Below are 17,289 nucleotides of genomic sequence, written 5' to 3' on the forward strand. Positions count from 1 at the left end.
CGCCGAACATGGAGTTTCGTTCGACGACGCAAAACTTATGACGCGAAAGCAAAGAGTGGATGCTGATCCAGGCCCGCTGCTACTGCGCTGCTCCATTCGCCGGGCAGTTTGGCTTGCGCCGCCTCTGCTTCAGCTTTGCTACGGAACGCTGCAAAAACACTGGCACCCGATCCGGACATCCGCGCTGGCGCGATGTCTTCAAACCATCGCAGCACTTGCGCCACTTCCGCGTACTTTCCTACGACAACCTGCTGCATGTCATTCCGGCCGAAGCTTTCAGGCCATTCAGTATTGCAGCTGTGTTCTGCAGGAAAGTCCGTAATTATGAGGGGCTTTGTATCTCTTGTCAACGCTTTTTCGGAGAAAATCGCTGCAGTTGGAACCTGCACCCTCGGCGTCACTACCAGGAAGTAACGCGGCGGCAATTGTACAACGTCTAATGATTCTCCGACACCCTCTGCGAAAGCATTTTTTCCAAATACAAAGAAAGGAACATCGGCGCCGAGCTTCAACGCAAGATCCTGCAACTCCTGACGCGGCAGATCGAGCTTCCACAGCCGATTGAGCGCGAGCAGCGTCGTCGCCGCATCGGAACTGCCGCCGCCGAGGCCCGCGCCCATCGGCAGGCGTTTGTCGATTTCAATATCGACGCCTTCGCGGGAGCCGGTATGCGCCTTCAGCAACGTCGCGGCACGCACGGTCAGATCATGCTCGGGTGGCACGTCGGCGATATCGGTACGGCGCGTGATGAGCCCGTCGTCTCGTCGCGTGAAGTGCAGCGTGTCGCCCCAGTCCAGCAACTGGAAGACCGTTTGCAACGTGTGATAACCATCCGGCCGACGACCGGTGATGTGCAGGAAGAGATTGAGTTTCGCTGGCGCGAGACAGTCGCGCAGCGAATCGGTTGTTTCGATCATGAGTGAAGGCTACATGCGCCACGATGGCGCAAAAACGGGTAGCAAGGTTACGTGAGCGGCTCACGGGGCAAAAGCCCCGGCAATGACGACTCACTGATCCAGCACGAGCTTGATGTCGAGCGGCGGCTCCGAGCGGCTCAGATTGAGGCGCTTCACACCGGTGGCTGGCGCATCGGCATAGGCGACGTAGTCGATCGTCCAGCCGTCCTGGGTGATCTGCTTCAGGTGCGACGGCTGCTCCGGATCCTTCTCGGTCGTTGCGCGCGACGTCGGCGCCGGCGACGGCTGCAACCAGTAGCGCAACCCTTCGACCGGCAACTCGAAGCCGAGCGCGTTCTGCATCAGCGTGGATACGTTATCGGCGGTGAGCGGTGCGCGGTTCGGCAACTCGAGCGTGGCCGAAGCAGGCGACGAGGTCACGATGGCCAGCGTCTGGCCGAGCGGATTGCGCAATTGCAGCGTGACGGTGTCGCCGGTTTCCTGCCAGGAGAAATTGCCGTAGGCGTTGCGCTGCTGGCCGTTCTGATCGTTGTACTGGATCGCGAAGCGGCCCTGATACGAGCGGCTCGTCTGCGCGGTGACCTCGGTCGCGGCGTTCGACGTGGACGGCCCCTGCGGCTTCACCGACGCGCAGCCAGCCAGCGTGACAACTGCTGCCGCCGCGAAACCAAGCGCAATGCCGCGCGGCGCCCTGGAAAAAGAAATCAAACGGGAAAGACGTATCAAAGATCGTTTACCTGAAGACGTTGCAACGTTTTGACGAGAGTTTCGTTGTCGGGTTCGAGCTTGCGCGCCTCGCGAAACGCGGCGCGCGCCTGTTCCTGCTCGCCGGCTTTCCACAGCACTTCACCGAGGTGCGCGCCGATTTCGGCGTTCGGCTGGAGGCTGTACGCCTTGCGCAGCAGCTTGATCGCATCGGCCGTGTCGCCCATCCGGTACTTGACCCAGCCGACGCTGTCCATGATGAACGCATCGTTCGGTGCAAGCGCCGAGGCCTTCTCGACCAGCTTGTCCGCCTCCGGCAGGCGCTGGTTGCGATCTGCGAGCGAATAGCCGAGCGCGTTATACGCCTGCGGATTGTCCGGCTGCGTCTGGATCAGCTTGCGCAACTGCGCTTCCATCACGTCGTAATGGCCGGTTTTCTCGGCGGCCATCGCGTAGTCGTAGGTGAGGTCGGGGTCGTCGGGGAAGTTCGCCGTGGCTTGCTGCAGGCGAGCTTCGGCCTCCGGGTAGCGCTTCGCGTCGAACAGGATCGCCGCGTCGGTGCGCGCGATCAGCGCCACGTCACGCGGATCGGAGGTCTGCAGGTTGGCGAGCAACTGGCGCGCTTCCTCGGTCTTGCCCTGCTTCGCGAGCAGTTGCGCACGCGTGATCTGCGCGGCCAGGTATTGTTGACTCGCCGGCGAGATCTTGTTCAGCCAGTCGCTCGCGGCCGCTTCGTTCTTCTGTTCGAGCGCTAGCTGCGCGAGATAGATGTAGGCCTGGCCCGCATCGGCGCCCGGGGTCTTCTCGGCCTGCTGCGCGTATTGAATCAGATAGGTCTGCGCTTCGGGGAGATTCTTCTGCTGGATCTTGATCAGCGCGAGCGCCATCAACGGCGTCAGGTCGTTGGCGTTCGCCTTGCGCATGATCTCGAACTGCTTCTGCGCGTCGTCGAGACGGTCGCTCGCGAGATACATCTGCGCGAGCGCGAGCCGCGCGTCATGCGATTTCGGATTTTGCTGCACGTACTTCTCGAGCGATGCGATGCCTTCCTTGCGCTCTTCCGGGCCCATCTGCGACAGCATCAACGCGGCCGGCAAATAGTCGGGCTTGATCGCGAGCGCCTGCTCGAGCGACTTGTGCGCACCCGGCGCGTCGTCGGCCAGCAATTGCTGGCGTGCAACGGCCAGTTGCGCTTCCGGCCGGTTCATGTCGTTCTTCAGCAGGTCCTGCAACACGTGCAGGCCACCGACGCGATTCGGGCCGCGCGACAGCAGCAGTTGCAGCGCGAGGATCGCGCTGCCACGATTTTCTTCAGGTACCTTCGCGAGTTCTTGCGACAGGATCGGCGACGCATCGTCGGGCTTGCCGGACAGCACGAGCAGCGACGCGTCGAGCTGGGCGGCGCGTTCCGAACTCGGTGCGTACTGTAGCCACAATTGCGCGGCGGCCAGCGCGTCCGACGGGCTCTGCGCGGCCAGCGCGATTTCGGTGGCGCGTTGCGCCATGCGCGGGTCGTGGGTGTCGCGCGCGAGCGCGAGGTAGGTCTGATAGGCCGGTGCCGGCTCGTCGCGCTGCAGCGCGATTTCGGCGGCCAGCACCTGGAAGACGATCTGGCTCGACAGCGGTACGCCGGGCAGCGATCTTTCGTCTTCAGGCGTCGACGGCCCCAGCGGGTCCGGCAACGTAACCGACGTGTCGTCCGAATCCGGCGACGGGTCCTGCGCATGCGCGGGCACGGCCGCCAGCGCCCACAATGCGAGCGCGGCTGCGCCGAGCATCCGGCGTGCGGACACGGCGAGCGGCACGTTGGACACGCGCGCGCGGCGCCTTGAAAGCAGCTTCACGAAGGACACGTTCATGGAAATCCGTTCAATGTTTCAGTCGATTGTAACGCGCTCGCTACAATACGCGCACCACCACTCACGCAAGTAGCAGACCAATATCAGCCATGCCAGAGTTGCCAGAAGTCGAGGTTACCCGACGAGGGATCGAACCGTATGTGTCCGGCCGCAAGGTTGAGCGCGTGGATGTGCGGACGGCCGCACTGCGCTGGCCAATTCCTGCCGACCTTGCGAAAACCTTGCGCGGCCACGTGGTGCGCAAGGTCGAGCGACGCGGCAAGTATCTGCTGTTCGAAATCGACGCGGGATGGTTCATCGTGCACCTGGGTATGACGGGCACGTTGCGCGTTTTGCGTCATGTGCCGCATCCGCCGGCCGCGGCGAAGCACGATCATATCGACTGGATCTTCGACGACTTCATCCTGCGCTATCGGGATCCGCGCCGCTTCGGCGCGGTGCTCTGGCATCCACGTGAAGAAGGCGACATCCTCGAGCATCCGCTGCTCGCGAGCCTTGGCGTCGAGCCTTTTTCGCCGGCGTTTTCGGGCGCGCTGATGCATCGGTTGACGCGCGGGCGCAAGGTGTCGGTGAAGCAGGCGCTGCTGGCGGGGGACATCGTGGTCGGCGTAGGCAATATCTACGCGTCGGAAAGTCTGTTTCGCGCGGGCATCCGGCCGACCACCGCGGCGGGCCGCGTGTCGCTGGTGCGCTATGAACTGCTGGCCGATGCCGTGCGCGTGACGCTTGCCGCCGCAATCGACAAGGGCGGCAGCACACTGCGCGATTTCGTCGGCAGCGATGGCGAAAGCGGCTATTTCCAGCTCGACTACTTCGTCTATGATCGCGCGGGCCTGCCCTGCCGCGTGTGTGGAACACCAATCAAACAGATCGTGCAGGGGCAGCGCTCCACGTACTTCTGTCCCACTTGCCAGCGCTAGATTCTCGATGCCCTCCCGTCTGACTCCAACCACCGGCGCGCGCTCCAGCGCGTCCGACGCCACGCTGCCGTTTCAGCCGCTGCCGGATTTTGCCGCACGCCTGATCGCGTGGCAGCGCCAGCATGGCCGTCACGATCTGCCGTGGCAGAACACGCGTGATCCGTATCGCATCTGGCTATCTGAAATCATGCTGCAGCAGACCCAGGTGTCGACGGTGATTCCGTACTACGCGAAATTTCTCGCGCGTTTCCCGGATGTCGCCGCGCTCGCCGCCGCGCCGTCCGATGACGTGATGGCGCTGTGGGCCGGCCTCGGCTACTACACGCGCGCGCGCAATCTGCATCGCTGCTCGCAGGTCGTCGTCGAGCAGCACGGCGGCGCGTTTCCGGCGTCGGTCGATGAGCTCGCCGAGCTGCCCGGCATCGGCCGTTCGACGGCCGCGGCGATTGCGTCGTTCGCGTTCGGCGCGCGCGCGACGATTCTCGATGGCAACGTCAAGCGCGTGCTCGCGCGCGTGTTCGGCGTCGAAGGTTTTCCGGGCGAGAAGAAGGTCGAGAACGCGATGTGGACGCTCGCGGAATCATTGCTGCCAGCGAATGCGTCGAGCGCGGAGGTCAGCGCGTACACGCAGGGCTTGATGGATCTCGGCGCGACCTTGTGCGTGCGCGGCAAACCCGATTGCACGCGCTGTCCGTTCGCGCCGGACTGCGTTGCCAACGTCACCGGACGTCAACGCGAATTGCCGACCGCGCGCCCGAAGAAAGCGGTGCCGACGCGTCGCACGTGGATGCTGGTGCTGCGCGACGGCAATGCGGTGATGCTCGAGCGGCGTCCGCCGTCGGGCATCTGGGGCGGCCTGTGGAGTCTGCCCGAAGCTACCGACGAAGTATCGCTGGCCGAGCGGGCGCGGGCGTTCGGCGGCGACGGCGAAGTGTCGCCGCTCGCGTCGTTCTCGCACGTATTCACGCATTTCAAGCTCGATATCGAGCCGCGGCTTGCCGAGTTCGATCGCGGTGTCGGCGCCCTGGCCGCGCTCAACGATACGGACACCGCATGGGTCGCGCTCAGCGATCTGGATTCGTTCGGCGTGCCGGCGCCGGTGCGCAAGCTGCTCGCCAGCCTGCATGGTTCGTTGATCTAGCGGCAGGGGCCGTTGGGGCTGCGTGGGCGACTTGCGTCGGGCGCTGCCCCTTCACGGCTTCAGGATTTCACAGCAACTGATGCTGCTGCATGTAGTGATGCACGACGTCGATGCGCGCGCCGGCATCGGTCAATTCCATCAGCTTTTGGCGCGCGCGCAGCGCGATCGGCAGCACCTCGGCGAGACGGTTCGATACCCACGACGGATCGTCGAGCCGGAATGGCTCGGCGAAAGGCAGGCTGTCGGGATCGCGTTCGCGGATGGTCGCGATGATCCGCTCGAGCACTTCGGCGCATGCGCCGAATTTGGCCAATAGCTCATTACCTTCGAGCGGCAGGTCGTCGGCGAGCGGCTCGGCCATGCCGACCAGCAGACCGCTCGCTTCGACGCGGTGCGACAACAGACGAAAGCGCTTCGTGCCGCGTGCCCGAATCAGCAACATGCCGAATGCTTCGACGTCGCACTCGTCGATTTCGGCGAGACAGCCGATCGTTTCGGGCACCGAAGGTTCTTCCTCGCGCGCGACTTCGGCGCCGCTTTTCAGCATGCACACACCGAACGCCCTTTTTTCGCGCAGACAGTCGCGCGCCATGTCGAGATAGCGCGCTTCGAAGATCTTGAGCGGCAGCAAGCCATCGGGGAACAGCACCGTATGCAGCGGAAACAGCGGCAAATCGGCGTACACAGTAGGCGTAGAGGACATGGCGCAACGCTTCGGGTTAAGGCCGCGCGATGCGGCCGGTTAAGCCACCAGCTTCGATGATTCGCCGACGTCGACCGGCGCATCGCGGTGCCGCACAATCACATTCGCCGATGTTGCAAGACGCGCGGCAAGCGTCTCCGCGATGAATACCGAGCGGTGCTGGCCGCCCGTGCAACCGATTGCGACGGTCAGATAGCTGCGATTGTCGTCGCGGAAATGCGGCAGCCACTTGGATAGATACTTCTCGATGTCGTCGATCATCTCGTGGACGACCGGCTGAGCATCGAGAAAATCCATCACCGGTTTGTCGAGCCCGGTGAGCGGTCTCAATTCATGATCGTAGTATGGGTTCGGCAGCGTGCGTACGTCGAATACGAAATCCGCGTCGAGCGGCACGCCGCGCTTGAAGCCGAACGACTCGAACATCAGCACGAGCCCCGCGTCCTCCTGCTCGATGAAGCGCTTGACCCATGCGCGCAGAACGTTCGCACGCAGATTGCTCGTGTCGATCTGATGGCCGAATTCGGCCAGTCCCGCGACCAGTTCGCGCTCGCGTTCGATCGCCTCGGCGAGCGACGTGAGCAGGCCGACGTCCGCGTCGTGCGCGGGTGAGCCGGACAGCGGATGGCGGCGACGCGTTTCGGAAAAGCGTTGAATCAGCGACTGCGTGCTCGCGCTCAGGAACAGCACGCGCACGTCGTGCGAGCGCTTGAGATCGTGGATCATCGCGGGCATTTCGTCGAGCGACGAGCCGGAGCGTGCGTCGATCGCGACCGCAAGACGATCCTGGCCGTCCGCGGCGAGGTAGGTGGCGAGTTGCTGCAGAAAACGCGGCGGCAGATTGTCGACGCAGTAATAACCCGCGTCTTCGAGCGCGTTCAGGGCAACCGATTTGCCGGAGCCGGAGATACCGGTGATCAGAATTATGCGCATGGAGTCGTCGAGAGCGTAGATTTCATCATAGCATCTGGCCTCCATGCGCGCGCCCTCGGCCTGCCTTCTACGGGCGCTTCACGGCGCTGCAGTCCGCTTCAGATCAGCTTGCCGGGAAACTGGCTATCGGGATCCTGCATGGCGAGACGTTGCCGATCCATGAAATCGCGCAGCGTGTCGATCCCGCGCAACTGCAGGATCGTATTGCGCACGGCCGCTTCGACCAGCACCGCGAGGTTGCGGCCCGCGGCGACCTGGATCGTCACCTTGCTGATCGGCAGGCCGAGCACGTCGACGGTCTGGCTTTCGAGCGGCAGCCGCTGGAATTCGCCGTCGGGGCGGCGCACCAGTTGCACGATCAGCTTCAGCTTCATCTTGCGGCGCACCGCCGTTTCGCCGAAGATCGTCTTGATGTCGAGCAGACCGAGGCCGCGCACTTCGAGCAGATTCTGCAGCAGCGGCGGACAGCGTCCTTCGACGAAGTCCGGGCCGAGGCGCACGAAGTCGACCGCGTCGTCGGCGACGAGACCATGGCCGCGGCTGATCAGTTCGAGGCCGAGTTCGCTCTTGCCGAGACCCGAGTCGCCGGTCAGCAGCACGCCCATACCGAGGATGTCGAGAAACACGCCGTGCAGCGTGGCGCGCGGCGCGAGAATGCGCGACATGTAAAGACGCAGGCTGTCGATCACCGCGGCCGCCGAGGTCGGCGTCGTGAACAGCGGCGTCGACGAGCGCGTGCAGCGCAGCACCAGCTCCGGCGGCGCCGCGACCCCGCCCGCAACCACCAGAAACGGCGGCTCCAGCGCGATCAGCTCGGCCATGTGGCGCGAGCGGTCTTCGTCGGTCTGACGTTTGTAGTAGTCGATTTCAGCGTCGCCGAGCACCTGGATCCGGTTCGGGTGGATCAGGTTCAGGTGGCCGACGAGGTCGGCGCTCGACGTGGCATTGGCGACCGATTCCGAAGAAAAGCCGCGCTCCCAGCCTTCATGCCCCGTGAGCCAGCTGAGCTTCAGCATGGCGGCGTTATCGTCGAAAATGCTCTGGGCGTTGATGCTGGACGTATCCATGAGTCAGTGACTCCAGTGTGAGCCGCTTGTCGGGCCTTACCTGCGTGTGTGCGCGGATGAACTACCGTCGCCTTTGCATCAAGGTTGCCACTGAGTAAGCAGGCGATGCAACGATTCGCGGTCTTCTTCAGTGTGCAGCCGCTCGCGGGCGTCGCGATCGGACAGCAATTGCGCGATCTCGGAAAGAATTTCGAGGTGCTGTTGAGTGGCCTGTTCGGGGACGAGCAGGAAGATCAGCAGCGAGACCGGCTGGCCGTCCGGTGCTTCGAAGGGGATGGGTTCCGCGAGTCTGACGAATGCGGCGAGCGGCTGCTTGAGGCCCTTGATCCGCCCATGCGGAATCGCGACGCCTTCGCCGAGCCCGGTCGAGCCGAGTCGTTCTCGCGCAAAAAGATTGTCTGTGACGGTACTGCGGGCGATGCCGTTCTGGTTCTCGAAGATCAGGCCCGCTTGCTCGAACACGCGTTTCTTGCTGGTGACCGATAGTCCGATGACGACGTTCTCGAGGGGAAGAAATTTGGCTAAACGATTCATGTTGACAGGCGAAAACGTGGCCTGAGTTCTCCCCACCGGGGCGGTTGAGTGACGTTCCATTCGTTCGATTCTGGCGAAGACGGACGGTGAGAGTCGATCGCGAAACCGTGAGATATCGACCGGCCGCACTTCAGCAGAGCTGGCTTGACCCCGATGGTAACCGGAACATTATAGATCAGGGTGACGGCCGATGGTGCGGCGCGCCATCTATGCATATCAGGTTTTTCACCGGTTGCGGCGCGGCACATGTCGCGCTGCGCAAAGGTCTACGGGATTGGCTAAACGTGGCCTGAACGAGGCGCGGCGGCGGTGAGCTGTGCGCCGAAACGAAAAACCGCCCGATCGCGGGCGGTTTGACGAGCTCCGGGGAAATGAGGAATTCCCTCTAATTGCTCCTATTGCGGCGGCACGTCCAGTTGCGGTGCCGGCTGATACTTGATCGCTTCGTGCTGATGGCCTTGCAGACGATCCTTGTGGCGTATCACCTGCCTGTCGAGCTTGTCGATCATCAGATCGATCGCAGCGTACAAATCACTGTCACAACTCTCGACGAAGATATCCTTACCCTTTAGATGGAGGTTGATTTCCACCTTTTGACGCTTGTCCTTTTCCTTATGGTTGTCGACCGAGAGGACCACACTGCCGTCGATGACCTGATCGAAATGTCTTAGCACCCTGTCCAGTTTGGTGATCACGTATTCGCGCAACGCAGGCGTTACTTCGAGGTGGTGTCCACTGATCTTGAGATTCATAGTGCTTCTCCAAGCTAATGGCCGCTTGGTCCGCACAATGGCAAAGGTCCGGTCGATCTGACGGCTTGCCTATGTCGCCCCCCGGTGACGGACATCTGGCAGGTCGCAGCGGCCGGCCTGTCCGCCAGGTGCGGAGCGGCCGGTAAATGCCCGCTGCAAAACGCGGCGGGCTACAGAGACTTGCGCAGGTTGACTGCCGGGATTTTGAGCGCCTCACGGTATTTCGCAACGGTACGTCGTGCGACCACGAAGCCCTGTTCCGCCAGCAGTTCGGCTATGCGACTGTCTGAAAGTGGCGATTTCGGGTTTTCCGCTCCTATCAGTTGTTTGATCAGCGCGCGAATGGCCGTGGAGGAGGCCGCGCCGCCGGTGTCCGTCGAAACGTGTGAGCCGAAAAAGTACTTGAATTCCAGCGTCCCGAATGGGGTCAGCATGTATTTACCGGTTGTCACACGCGAGACAGTCGACTCGTGTAGGCCCAGCGTATCAGCTATTTCCCGCAAAACCAAGGGGCGCATGGCAATTTCGCCGTGCACAAAAAAGCTCTTTTGACGCTCGACAATTGCCTGCGCAACTCGCAGGATCGTCTCGAAACGCTGCTGGATATTTTTGATCAGCCAGCGTGCTTCCTGCAGTTGCTGGCGCAACGAACCACTGCCCGGATCGCCGCGGTTATTGCGCAGAATATTCGCGTACAGATGGTTAATTCGCAGCTTCGGCACCACCTCGGGATTCAGCTCCGCCTGCCAGCCCTGTGCCGTTTTGCGCACCATGATGTCCGGCACCACGTAGTCCGCTTCGGCCTTGCCGTAGGCGGCGCCCGGAAACGGTTCGAGCGAGCGGATCAGCGCATGTGCGTCGCGCAGATCGTCGTCGCTGGCCTTCAGGTGCTTGCGCAGCCGCGTGAAATCGCGCGCGGCGAGCAGCTCCAGGTAATGGCCGACAATGTCTAGCGCGAGCGTGCGCGTGGACGATGGCTCGAGTCGCAACAGTTGCAGCTTCAGACATTCAGACGCGGAACGCGCGCCGACGCCGGGCGGGTCGAAGCTGTGCAGTAGCGCGAGCGCCGCGTTCAGTTCGTCGACATCGACCTCGAGTTCTTCAGGCAGGTCGGCCAGCACTTCGTCGAGCGTGGCGGCGAGATAGCCGTCGTCGTCTAGCGATTCGATCAGGAACGTGATGAGCGCGCGGTCGCGCTGGCTCGCCTGGGTGACGCGCAGTTGCGCCATCAGGTGGTCGCGCAGCGACGTGCTCGATTCGTGGATTTGCAGTGGGGGCAGGTCGTCGTCGTCCGACGCGTTGCCGGAGCGGCCGTAGTCGTCGAGGTTCCACTGCGACGTATCGCCGCCGCCGTCGCCCGAGAGGCCGTTGTATTCGTCGACACCCTGCGGCTCGCCGCTTTCGGCTCGCTCGCCGCTGCCCTCGGACGATGACGAACCGTTGCCGGCCATCGGGTCGGCCGGTGCCGAGGAGCCCGGTGTCTGGGCGATCACGGAACCGTCGCCTGCCACACGCAAAGGGCTCGCGATCCACTCGTCTTCGTTTTCGAGGAGTGGATTCTGCGAGATCGCCATGGCGACTTCCTGCTGCAATTCGAGCGTCGACAACTGAAGCAGCCGGATGGACTGTTGCAGTTGCGGCGTCAGCGCAAGATGCTGCGATAGGCGGAGTTGGAGGCTGGCTTTCATGGCAAGTTGAGATTCATTGTAGAGAGTTTGCCACGACCGCGATACCTTGCGGCACTCGCATTTTTTGGGTACGCGCGATTGGCGCCCCGCGCGGCGCCAGCCTGCGCCGCCTGACGGCTAATGTGCGGGTGCCGCAAAAACGGCGTCCCCGGCCGCGCGAGTTCGCGTGGCCGGGGACGCCGTGTGTGCTTACATGCGGAAATGCTCGCCCAGATAGACGCGCCGCACGCTTTCGTTTTCGATGATGTCGCTGGGGGCGCCGGCGGCCAGCACGCTGCCGTCGCTGATGATGTACGCGTGATCGCAGATGCCGAGCGTTTCGCGCACGTTGTGGTCGGTAATCAGGACGCCGATATTGCGCTGCTTCAAGAACTTGACGATTTTCTGGATTTCCAGAACCGCGATCGGATCGACGCCGGCGAACGGTTCGTCGAGCAGAATGAAGCTCGGGTTGGTTGCCAGCGCGCGCGCAATTTCAACCCGCCGACGCTCGCCGCCCGACAGCGACAGCGCCGGATTTTCACGCAGATGCGCGATCTGAAGTTCATCGAGCAGCGCTTCGGTGCGTGACGTGATCACGTCCTTGCTGAGGCGCTTGCCGTTTTCGTCGACCTGCAATTCCAGCACGGCGCGAATATTCTGCTCGACGCTCAACTTGCGGAACACCGACGCTTCCTGCGGCAGATACGACAGTCCGAGCGACGCGCGCTTGTGAATGGGCAGCAGGCTGATCGACTTGCCGTCCAGATCGATTTCGCCGGCGTCGAGCGGCACGAGGCCGACGATCATGTAGAACGACGTGGTTTTGCCGGCACCGTTCGGGCCGAGCAGGCCGACCACTTCGCCGCTCTTCACGTCGAGCGACACGTCCTTGACGACCGTGCGCGAGCCATAGCGCTTCTTCAGATTGCGCACGACCAGCGAACTGCTGGTGCCGGCCGGCTTGCGATGGGGGAGCGGCGTGATGGTGCTGCTTATGGTGCTCACTGGTTCGGCGCTCCCTGAATCGAGTTGGACGGCGCGAGCGTGGCCGACGCGCCGGTCAGCGGCGCGGCGCCGCCGTTGCGCGGCGCCAGCATCGCGCGGACGCGGCCGGTCGGGTTGCCCGGACCGGCGACGTCCTTGCCCGCTTTCGCGGTGTAGAAGTCGTTCTGGCCGTCGTAGGTGATCACGCTGCCGTGCACTTGGTCGAGCAGCGTCGTCATGCTCTGCAGACGGCGCACCGTCGCGTTGGTGGTCAGCGTGGTCAGATCCTGCTTGCCATCGTAGTCGATTCGGATGGCCGTACCCTCGATGTATTCGTCGAGCCCCTCGCGCTTCTGGCGGAAATACGACAGATTGCCGCCGCTCGAGGTGCCGGTCGCGTACTGGTAACCCTGCGGATCTTGCGACACTTCGACACGATCGGCCTTGATCAGGATCGTCCCTTTGGTCGCGACCACGTGGCCGGTAAAGATGCTGACCTGCCGCAGGTCGTCGTAAGTCATGTTGTCCGCTTCGATGTTCAGCGGCTTGTCCTTGTCGGCGCGGTCCGCGTGCGCGAGCGGCGCGAAGCCGACGAGCGGCAGCGCGACGACGAGCGCGGCGAGTGCCGCGCGGCACGCTGACAGCGCGCGCGAACGGCCGGTATCAAAACGGGGGAGCGATTCGTTCATGCAGTCACGCCTGGAATGGATTACCCGGTATGCGTTGGCTTAGTGGCCGGAATCGGACGCGGCGATGGCGCCTCTTACATTACCGAACAGCTGCATAAACCGGGTGACATTGTTGTATTTCATGCCGCTGGCAGTCATCACCGACATGCCGCGCTGAAGTTTAACTGGCTTTTCAGTCTCGATCACATCGTCGTTGACGAGGACCCTGAAATGCTCGGAATCGGCCTGCATCTGCGGATCGCCGCCGCCGGGCGCGCGCAGGATGCGCGCGTTCTGGTACAGATTGACGATCGACGCATCCGCGTTGACCGTGCCGGTATCGCCGGTCGCGGTGACGATCGGCTTGCCGGGCTGGAACGCGCGCATGGCCGGCTTGACGAGGTCGCTCATTTCGTCGTCCTCGTAATGGATCAGCGACTGCGCGGTCAGCCGGTACTGCGTTGCGCCCGACTGGTCGAGCTCGGACACCGAGAAGTTGTCCGCGAAGTAGTCCGGCGTGTGTTCCTTCGGGCGCACTTCGTCGTCGGTCTTGCGCGGCAGCGTGGCTTGCAGCAGCCACCACGTGATGCCGGCGAGCGCCGCCATCGCGATGAGCGGGATCAGCGAAGTCAGGCGAAACTGGTTCATCCGACGAGGCCCCGTTGCTCGCCGCTGCACGCCGCGGCAAGCAGCGCTTCATATTTGTGCTGCGCGCGCAGCAGCGTGTCGACCACTTCGCGGGCCGCGCCGTGGCCGCCGCGCGCTTCGCTGACCCAATGCGCACGCGCGATCACTTCGGGATGCGAATTGGCCGGCGCGGCCGCGAAGCCGACGCGCAGCATCACCGCCAGATCGACCCAGTCGTCGCCCATGTAGCCGCAGTCCTCGGCGCTGAGCCCGGTTTGCTGCAGCAGGTCGGCGAACGCCTGCGGCTTGTCCTGCACACCCTGATAGACGTGCGTGATGTTCAACTCTTTCACCCGCGCCGCCACGATACCCGACTGACGCCCGGTGATGATCGCCGTTTCGATGCCGGCCTGGCGCAGCAGCTTCATGCCGTGGCCGTCCATCGAATTGAAGCCTTTCATCGTGTCGCCTTCCGCCGTGAACAGCAAGCCGCCGTCGGTCAGCACGCCGTCGACGTCGAAAATCATCAGCTTCACGCGGCTTGCGCGTTCGGTAGCGGTAGGGGGAGCAACGGCCATCAGATCACCTTCTTCGAGAACAGGTCGTGCATGTTGAGCGCGCCGATCAGCTTGCCCGTTTCGTCGACGACCAGCATCTGATTGATGCGATAACGCTCCATCAGTTCCACGGCTTCGACCGCGAGATGGTCGGGGCCGATCGTGCGCGGGCCCTCGGTCATCACCGAGCCGATCGGCAACTGGCGGAAATCGCCATCGCGTTCTAGCACGCGGCGCAGGTCGCCATCGGTGAAGATGCCCATCACACGGCCCTCGTGGTCGACGACCGAGGTCATGCCCATGCGCTTCGCGGTCAGCTGGAAGAGGGCATCGCTGACGGTCGCCTCTGGGGTGACCTGCGGCAACTGGTCGCCGGTGCGCATCACGTCGCGCACATAGGTGAGCAGGCGTCGGCCGAGCGCGCCGCCCGGATGCGAGCGCGCGAAGTCGTCGCGGCCGAAGCCGCGCGCGTCGAGGACGGCGACCGCGAGCGCGTCGCCGAGCGCGAGCGCGGCGGTGGTGCTGGCGGTGGGCGCGAGATTCATCGGACAGGCTTCCTTCGCGACGCCGGAATTCAGATGCACGTCCGCGAGCTGAGCGAGGCTGGAGCCGGGGCGGCCCGTCATCGCGATCAGCTTCGCGCCGATCCGCTTGATGAGCGGCAGGATCGCCATCAATTCCTCGGTTTCGCCTGAATTGGAGAGCGCGAGGAATACGTCGTCGGCGGTGACCATGCCGAGGTCGCCATGGCTCGCTTCCGCCGGATGCACGAAGAACGCCGGCGTGCCGGTGCTCGCCAGCGTGGCCGCGAGCTTGCGGGCCACGTGGCCGGATTTACCGATGCCGGAGACGACCACGCGGCCACTGCAACCCAGGATGAAATCGACCGCGCCGACGAAACTGTCGTCTAGCTGGTCGCGAAGCGCGCGCACGGCGTCCGCTTCGATGTCGAGTACGTCGCGAGCAAGCTTGAGTGCCCTGTCGCCATTGATTTTCGCTATCATTCGCGGAGTATAGCAAAGGCGCCTGTTCGCCGCGCCGGGCCAGCCGTGCCGGGCCGCTGTCTGCAGCGGCCTGTCGGCAATCCCTTTTTCAGCTGCCTGGCCGCCCTTTGGCAGCTTTTTTCCGGCCCAATCCATCATGTCGCACGGCGTTCTCGTGCGCGGTTCCGCTGACGAACGAGGACGCTTCACCCATGCGTTTTTGCCGATGATTTCCCCGCTCGAAATGACGCTGTTTCTGCTGCTGGCATCGGTGGCGGGCGTGGTGATCTTTCGCTTCCTGAATCTGCCGCCGATGCTCGGCTACCTGACGGTCGGCATCATCGTCGGTCCGCATGCGTTCGGGCTGGTTCCCGATTCGGCGGGCGCGCAGAATCTCGCGGAATTCGGCGTCGTGTTCCTGATGTTCTCGATCGGGCTCGAGTTTTCGCTCGCCAAGCTGCGCACGATGCGCCGACTGGTGTTTGGACTCGGCTTGCTGCAGGTGATCGGCACGGTCGCGGTGGCGGTGTCGCTGGGCTTCGTGCTCGAGCGTTGGGTGCATATCACGTGGCAGGCGAGCGTCGCGTTGGGCGGCGCGCTGGCGATGTCGTCGACGGCGATCGTCAGCAAGATGCTCGCGGAGCGGCTCGAGATCGAAACCGAACATGGCCGCAATATCTTCGGCGTGCTGCTGTTTCAGGACCTCGCGGTGGTACCGCTGCTGATCATCATCGCGGCGCTCGGCGGCCGCTCGGAGAATCTGGTCGGCGCGCTCGGCGTCGCGGCGATCAAGATCGTCGTGGCCCTGGCACTGCTGCTGATCGTCGGGCAGCGCTTCATGACGCGCTGGTTCAACGTGGTCGCGCGACGCCGCTCGCAGGAACTGTTCATCCTCAATCTGCTGCTGGTGACGCTCGGCGCCGCGTTCATCACCGACAAATTCGGCCTGTCGCTCGCGCTCGGCGCGTTCATCGCCGGCATGCTGATCGCCGAGACGCCGTACCGGCATCAGGTGGAAGAGGACATCAAGCCGTTTCGCGACGTGCTGCTCGGGCTCTTCTTCGTGACCACCGGCATGCTGCTCAATCCGCGCGTGATCTGGGAGCATCCGCTGATCGTGCTGGCGTTTTTCGTCGGCCCGGTGCTGCTGAAGATAGTCATGATCACCGGCCTCGCGCGGCTTTTCGGCGCGACGCCGGGTGTCGCGATGCGCACCGGCATCGGTCTCGCGCAGGCGGGCGAATTCGGCTTCGTGCTGCTGAACCTGATCCTCGACCGGCATCTGGTCGACGCGACGCTGCTGCAGGCGATTCTCGCCGCGATGCTGCTGTCGATGCTCGCCGCGCCGTTCATGATCCAGAACGCGGACCGCGTCGTGCTGCGGCTGTCATCGACCGAATGGATGATGCAGTCGTTGCAGATGACGCGCATCGCAACGCAAAGCCTGAAGCAGAGCGGGCACGTGATCATCTGCGGCTATGGCCGCGCCGGGCAGAACCTCGCGCGCATGCTCGAGCACGAAGGTCTTTCGTATGTCGCGCTCGACCTCGATCCCGACCGCGTCGCGGCGGCCGCGGCGGCCGGCGAATCGGTCGTGTTCGGCGACGCGGGGCGGCGCGAGTCGCTGCTGGCGGCGGGCCTGCATCGCGCGGCCGCGATCGCGATCACCTATGCAAACACACCGTCGGCATTGCGCGTGCTGCACAACATTCACGAAATGGAGCCGACGCTGCCGGTCATCGTGCGTACCGTCGACGACGCCGATCTGGAGAAACTGCTCGCCGCCGGCGCGACGGAGGTGATTCCGGAGATCGTCGAGGGTAGCCTGATGCTTGCGTCGCACACGCTCGTCGTGATGGGCGTGCCGATGCGGCGGGTGGTGCGGCGCGTCGAGGAAATGCGCGACGAACGCTACTCGCTGCTGCGCGGCTATTTCCACGGCGCCGACGACATCGACGACGACGACGGCCACGAGCAGGTGCGGCTACAATCGGTGCCGGTCGACGAGAGCGCCGACGCGGTGGGGCGCACGCTCGCGGAGCTGGGCCTTTTCGAACTGGGCGTCGAAGTGACCGCGATCCGCCGGCACGGCATCCGCGGCGTCGAACCGGACCCGTCCACGAAACTGCGCGCGAGCGACATCGTGGTGCTGCGCGGTCTGCCCGAGCAGCTGGCGCAAGCGGAGGAGCGGCTGTCGAAGCATCGCCGCGCCGCCGCGGCCTGAACCCGCGTGTCGGGCGCGTTCGATCGGGCGACCCTGATTCAAGCT

General features: G+C 63.8%; 17 protein-coding genes. 3 read left to right on the forward strand and 14 right to left on the reverse strand.

Annotated elements, in window-relative coordinates; all coding sequences use genetic code 11:
* Positions 1–35: 35 nt before the first annotated feature.
* From ispE to EVC45_RS30720, 3 genes are all read right to left on the reverse strand, one after another.
* Positions 36–917, reverse strand: a complete 882-nt coding sequence (gene ispE / locus EVC45_RS30710) for a 4-(cytidine 5'-diphospho)-2-C-methyl-D-erythritol kinase (protein WP_129961933.1) — start codon at positions 915–917, stop codon at positions 36–38.
* A 90-nt stretch (positions 918–1,007) separates the two neighbouring features.
* Positions 1,008–1,640, reverse strand: a complete 633-nt coding sequence (lolB, locus tag EVC45_RS30715; protein WP_129961974.1) for a lipoprotein insertase outer membrane protein LolB — start codon at positions 1,638–1,640, stop codon at positions 1,008–1,010.
* Positions 1,640–3,481: a tetratricopeptide repeat protein gene (locus EVC45_RS30720; RefSeq protein WP_129961934.1), complete on the reverse strand. Its 1,842-nt coding sequence runs from the start codon at positions 3,479–3,481 to the stop codon at positions 1,640–1,642. Before EVC45_RS30720 ends, lolB begins: the two co-directional genes overlap by 1 nt.
* An 89-nt stretch (positions 3,482–3,570) precedes the next feature.
* On the opposite strand from EVC45_RS30720, the gene mutM reads away from it, so the two are divergent.
* Both mutM and mutY read left to right on the forward strand, forming a co-directional pair.
* Complete coding sequence (gene mutM, locus EVC45_RS30725; protein WP_129961935.1) at positions 3,571–4,401, forward strand: bifunctional DNA-formamidopyrimidine glycosylase/DNA-(apurinic or apyrimidinic site) lyase; 831 nt, start codon at positions 3,571–3,573, stop codon at positions 4,399–4,401.
* Between the two features lie 7 nt (positions 4,402–4,408).
* Entirely contained in the window at positions 4,409–5,542 is a 1,134-nt protein-coding gene (gene mutY, locus EVC45_RS30730; protein WP_211193500.1) for an A/G-specific adenine glycosylase, read from the forward strand.
* 67 nt (positions 5,543–5,609) lie between these two features.
* On the opposite strand, the gene EVC45_RS30735 is transcribed toward mutY, so the two are convergent.
* From EVC45_RS30735 to kdsD, 11 genes are all read right to left on the reverse strand, one after another.
* The gene (locus tag EVC45_RS30735; RefSeq protein WP_129961936.1) at positions 5,610–6,245 is read right to left on the reverse strand and encodes an LON peptidase substrate-binding domain-containing protein; all 636 of its coding nucleotides are present in this window, start codon (positions 6,243–6,245) and stop codon (positions 5,610–5,612) included.
* Between the two features lie 39 nt (positions 6,246–6,284).
* Positions 6,285–7,178, reverse strand: a complete 894-nt coding sequence (rapZ, locus tag EVC45_RS30740; protein ID WP_129961937.1) for an RNase adapter RapZ — start codon at positions 7,176–7,178, stop codon at positions 6,285–6,287.
* 98 nt (positions 7,179–7,276) lie between these two features.
* Positions 7,277–8,245: an HPr(Ser) kinase/phosphatase gene (gene hprK, locus EVC45_RS30745; protein ID WP_008921706.1), complete on the reverse strand. Its 969-nt coding sequence runs from the start codon at positions 8,243–8,245 to the stop codon at positions 7,277–7,279.
* Positions 8,246–8,323: 78 nt separating this feature from the next.
* Entirely contained in the window at positions 8,324–8,839 is a 516-nt protein-coding gene (locus EVC45_RS30750) for a PTS sugar transporter subunit IIA (RefSeq protein WP_083421008.1), read from the reverse strand.
* Positions 8,840–9,174: 335 nt separating this feature from the next.
* The gene (gene hpf, locus EVC45_RS30755; protein ID WP_027199628.1) at positions 9,175–9,531 is read right to left on the reverse strand and encodes a ribosome hibernation-promoting factor, HPF/YfiA family; all 357 of its coding nucleotides are present in this window, start codon (positions 9,529–9,531) and stop codon (positions 9,175–9,177) included.
* 170 nt (positions 9,532–9,701) lie between these two features.
* Positions 9,702–11,219: an RNA polymerase factor sigma-54 gene (locus EVC45_RS30760; protein WP_129961938.1), complete on the reverse strand. Its 1,518-nt coding sequence runs from the start codon at positions 11,217–11,219 to the stop codon at positions 9,702–9,704.
* 189 nt (positions 11,220–11,408) lie between these two features.
* Complete coding sequence (lptB, locus tag EVC45_RS30765) at positions 11,409–12,185, reverse strand: LPS export ABC transporter ATP-binding protein (RefSeq protein ID WP_129961976.1); 777 nt, start codon at positions 12,183–12,185, stop codon at positions 11,409–11,411.
* A 17-nt stretch (positions 12,186–12,202) separates the two neighbouring features.
* Positions 12,203–12,874, reverse strand: coding sequence for a lipopolysaccharide transport periplasmic protein LptA (lptA, locus tag EVC45_RS30770; RefSeq protein WP_129961939.1), 672 nt, complete (start codon positions 12,872–12,874; stop codon positions 12,203–12,205).
* 39 nt (positions 12,875–12,913) lie between these two features.
* A complete protein-coding gene (gene lptC, locus EVC45_RS30775; RefSeq protein ID WP_129961940.1) occupies positions 12,914–13,501 on the reverse strand; it encodes an LPS export ABC transporter periplasmic protein LptC in 588 nt (195 codons plus the stop codon).
* Complete coding sequence (locus EVC45_RS30780; protein ID WP_129961941.1) at positions 13,498–14,058, reverse strand: HAD family hydrolase; 561 nt, start codon at positions 14,056–14,058, stop codon at positions 13,498–13,500. The genes lptC and EVC45_RS30780 overlap by 4 nt, the downstream gene beginning before the upstream one ends.
* Positions 14,058–15,041, reverse strand: a complete 984-nt coding sequence (gene kdsD, locus EVC45_RS30785; protein WP_129961942.1) for an arabinose 5-phosphate isomerase KdsD — start codon at positions 15,039–15,041, stop codon at positions 14,058–14,060. The genes EVC45_RS30780 and kdsD overlap by 1 nt, the downstream gene beginning before the upstream one ends.
* 205 nt (positions 15,042–15,246) lie before the next feature.
* Here kdsD and EVC45_RS30790 point away from each other — a divergent pair, with 205 nt between their 5' ends.
* Positions 15,247–17,244 carry a monovalent cation:proton antiporter family protein gene (locus EVC45_RS30790; protein ID WP_129961977.1) on the forward strand — a complete coding sequence of 666 codons (1,998 nt, stop codon included), beginning with the start codon at positions 15,247–15,249 and terminating at the stop codon, positions 17,242–17,244.
* Positions 17,245–17,289: the final 45 nt, after the last annotated feature.

Source organism: Paraburkholderia sp. UYCP14C (genome assembly GCF_004197395.1).
Taxonomy (GTDB): Bacteria; Pseudomonadota; Gammaproteobacteria; order Burkholderiales; family Burkholderiaceae; genus Paraburkholderia.

Coding starts and splice junctions, on each gene's coding strand:
- ispE (WP_129961933.1), bottom strand. CDS start 917: ATGATCGAAACAACCGATTCGCTGCGCGACTGTCTCGCGCCAGCGAAA.
- EVC45_RS30720 (WP_129961934.1), bottom strand. CDS start 3,481: ATGAACGTGTCCTTCGTGAAGCTGCTTTCAAGGCGCCGCGCGCGCGTG.
- mutM (WP_129961935.1), top strand. CDS start 3,571: ATGCCAGAGTTGCCAGAAGTCGAGGTTACCCGACGAGGGATCGAACCG.
- mutY (WP_211193500.1), top strand. CDS start 4,409: ATGCCCTCCCGTCTGACTCCAACCACCGGCGCGCGCTCCAGCGCGTCC.
- EVC45_RS30735 (WP_129961936.1), bottom strand. CDS start 6,245: ATGTCCTCTACGCCTACTGTGTACGCCGATTTGCCGCTGTTTCCGCTG.
- rapZ (WP_129961937.1), bottom strand. CDS start 7,178: ATGCGCATAATTCTGATCACCGGTATCTCCGGCTCCGGCAAATCGGTT.
- hprK (WP_008921706.1), bottom strand. CDS start 8,245: ATGGATACGTCCAGCATCAACGCCCAGAGCATTTTCGACGATAACGCC.
- EVC45_RS30750 (WP_083421008.1), bottom strand. CDS start 8,839: ATGGAACGTCACTCAACCGCCCCGGTGGGGAGAACTCAGGCCACGTTT.
- hpf (WP_027199628.1), bottom strand. CDS start 9,531: ATGAATCTCAAGATCAGTGGACACCACCTCGAAGTAACGCCTGCGTTG.
- EVC45_RS30760 (WP_129961938.1), bottom strand. CDS start 11,219: ATGAAAGCCAGCCTCCAACTCCGCCTATCGCAGCATCTTGCGCTGACG.
- lptA (WP_129961939.1), bottom strand. CDS start 12,874: ATGAACGAATCGCTCCCCCGTTTTGATACCGGCCGTTCGCGCGCGCTG.
- lptC (WP_129961940.1), bottom strand. CDS start 13,501: ATGAACCAGTTTCGCCTGACTTCGCTGATCCCGCTCATCGCGATGGCG.
- EVC45_RS30780 (WP_129961941.1), bottom strand. CDS start 14,058: ATGGCCGTTGCTCCCCCTACCGCTACCGAACGCGCAAGCCGCGTGAAG.
- kdsD (WP_129961942.1), bottom strand. CDS start 15,041: ATGATAGCGAAAATCAATGGCGACAGGGCACTCAAGCTTGCTCGCGAC.
- EVC45_RS30790 (WP_129961977.1), top strand. CDS start 15,247: ATGATTTCCCCGCTCGAAATGACGCTGTTTCTGCTGCTGGCATCGGTG.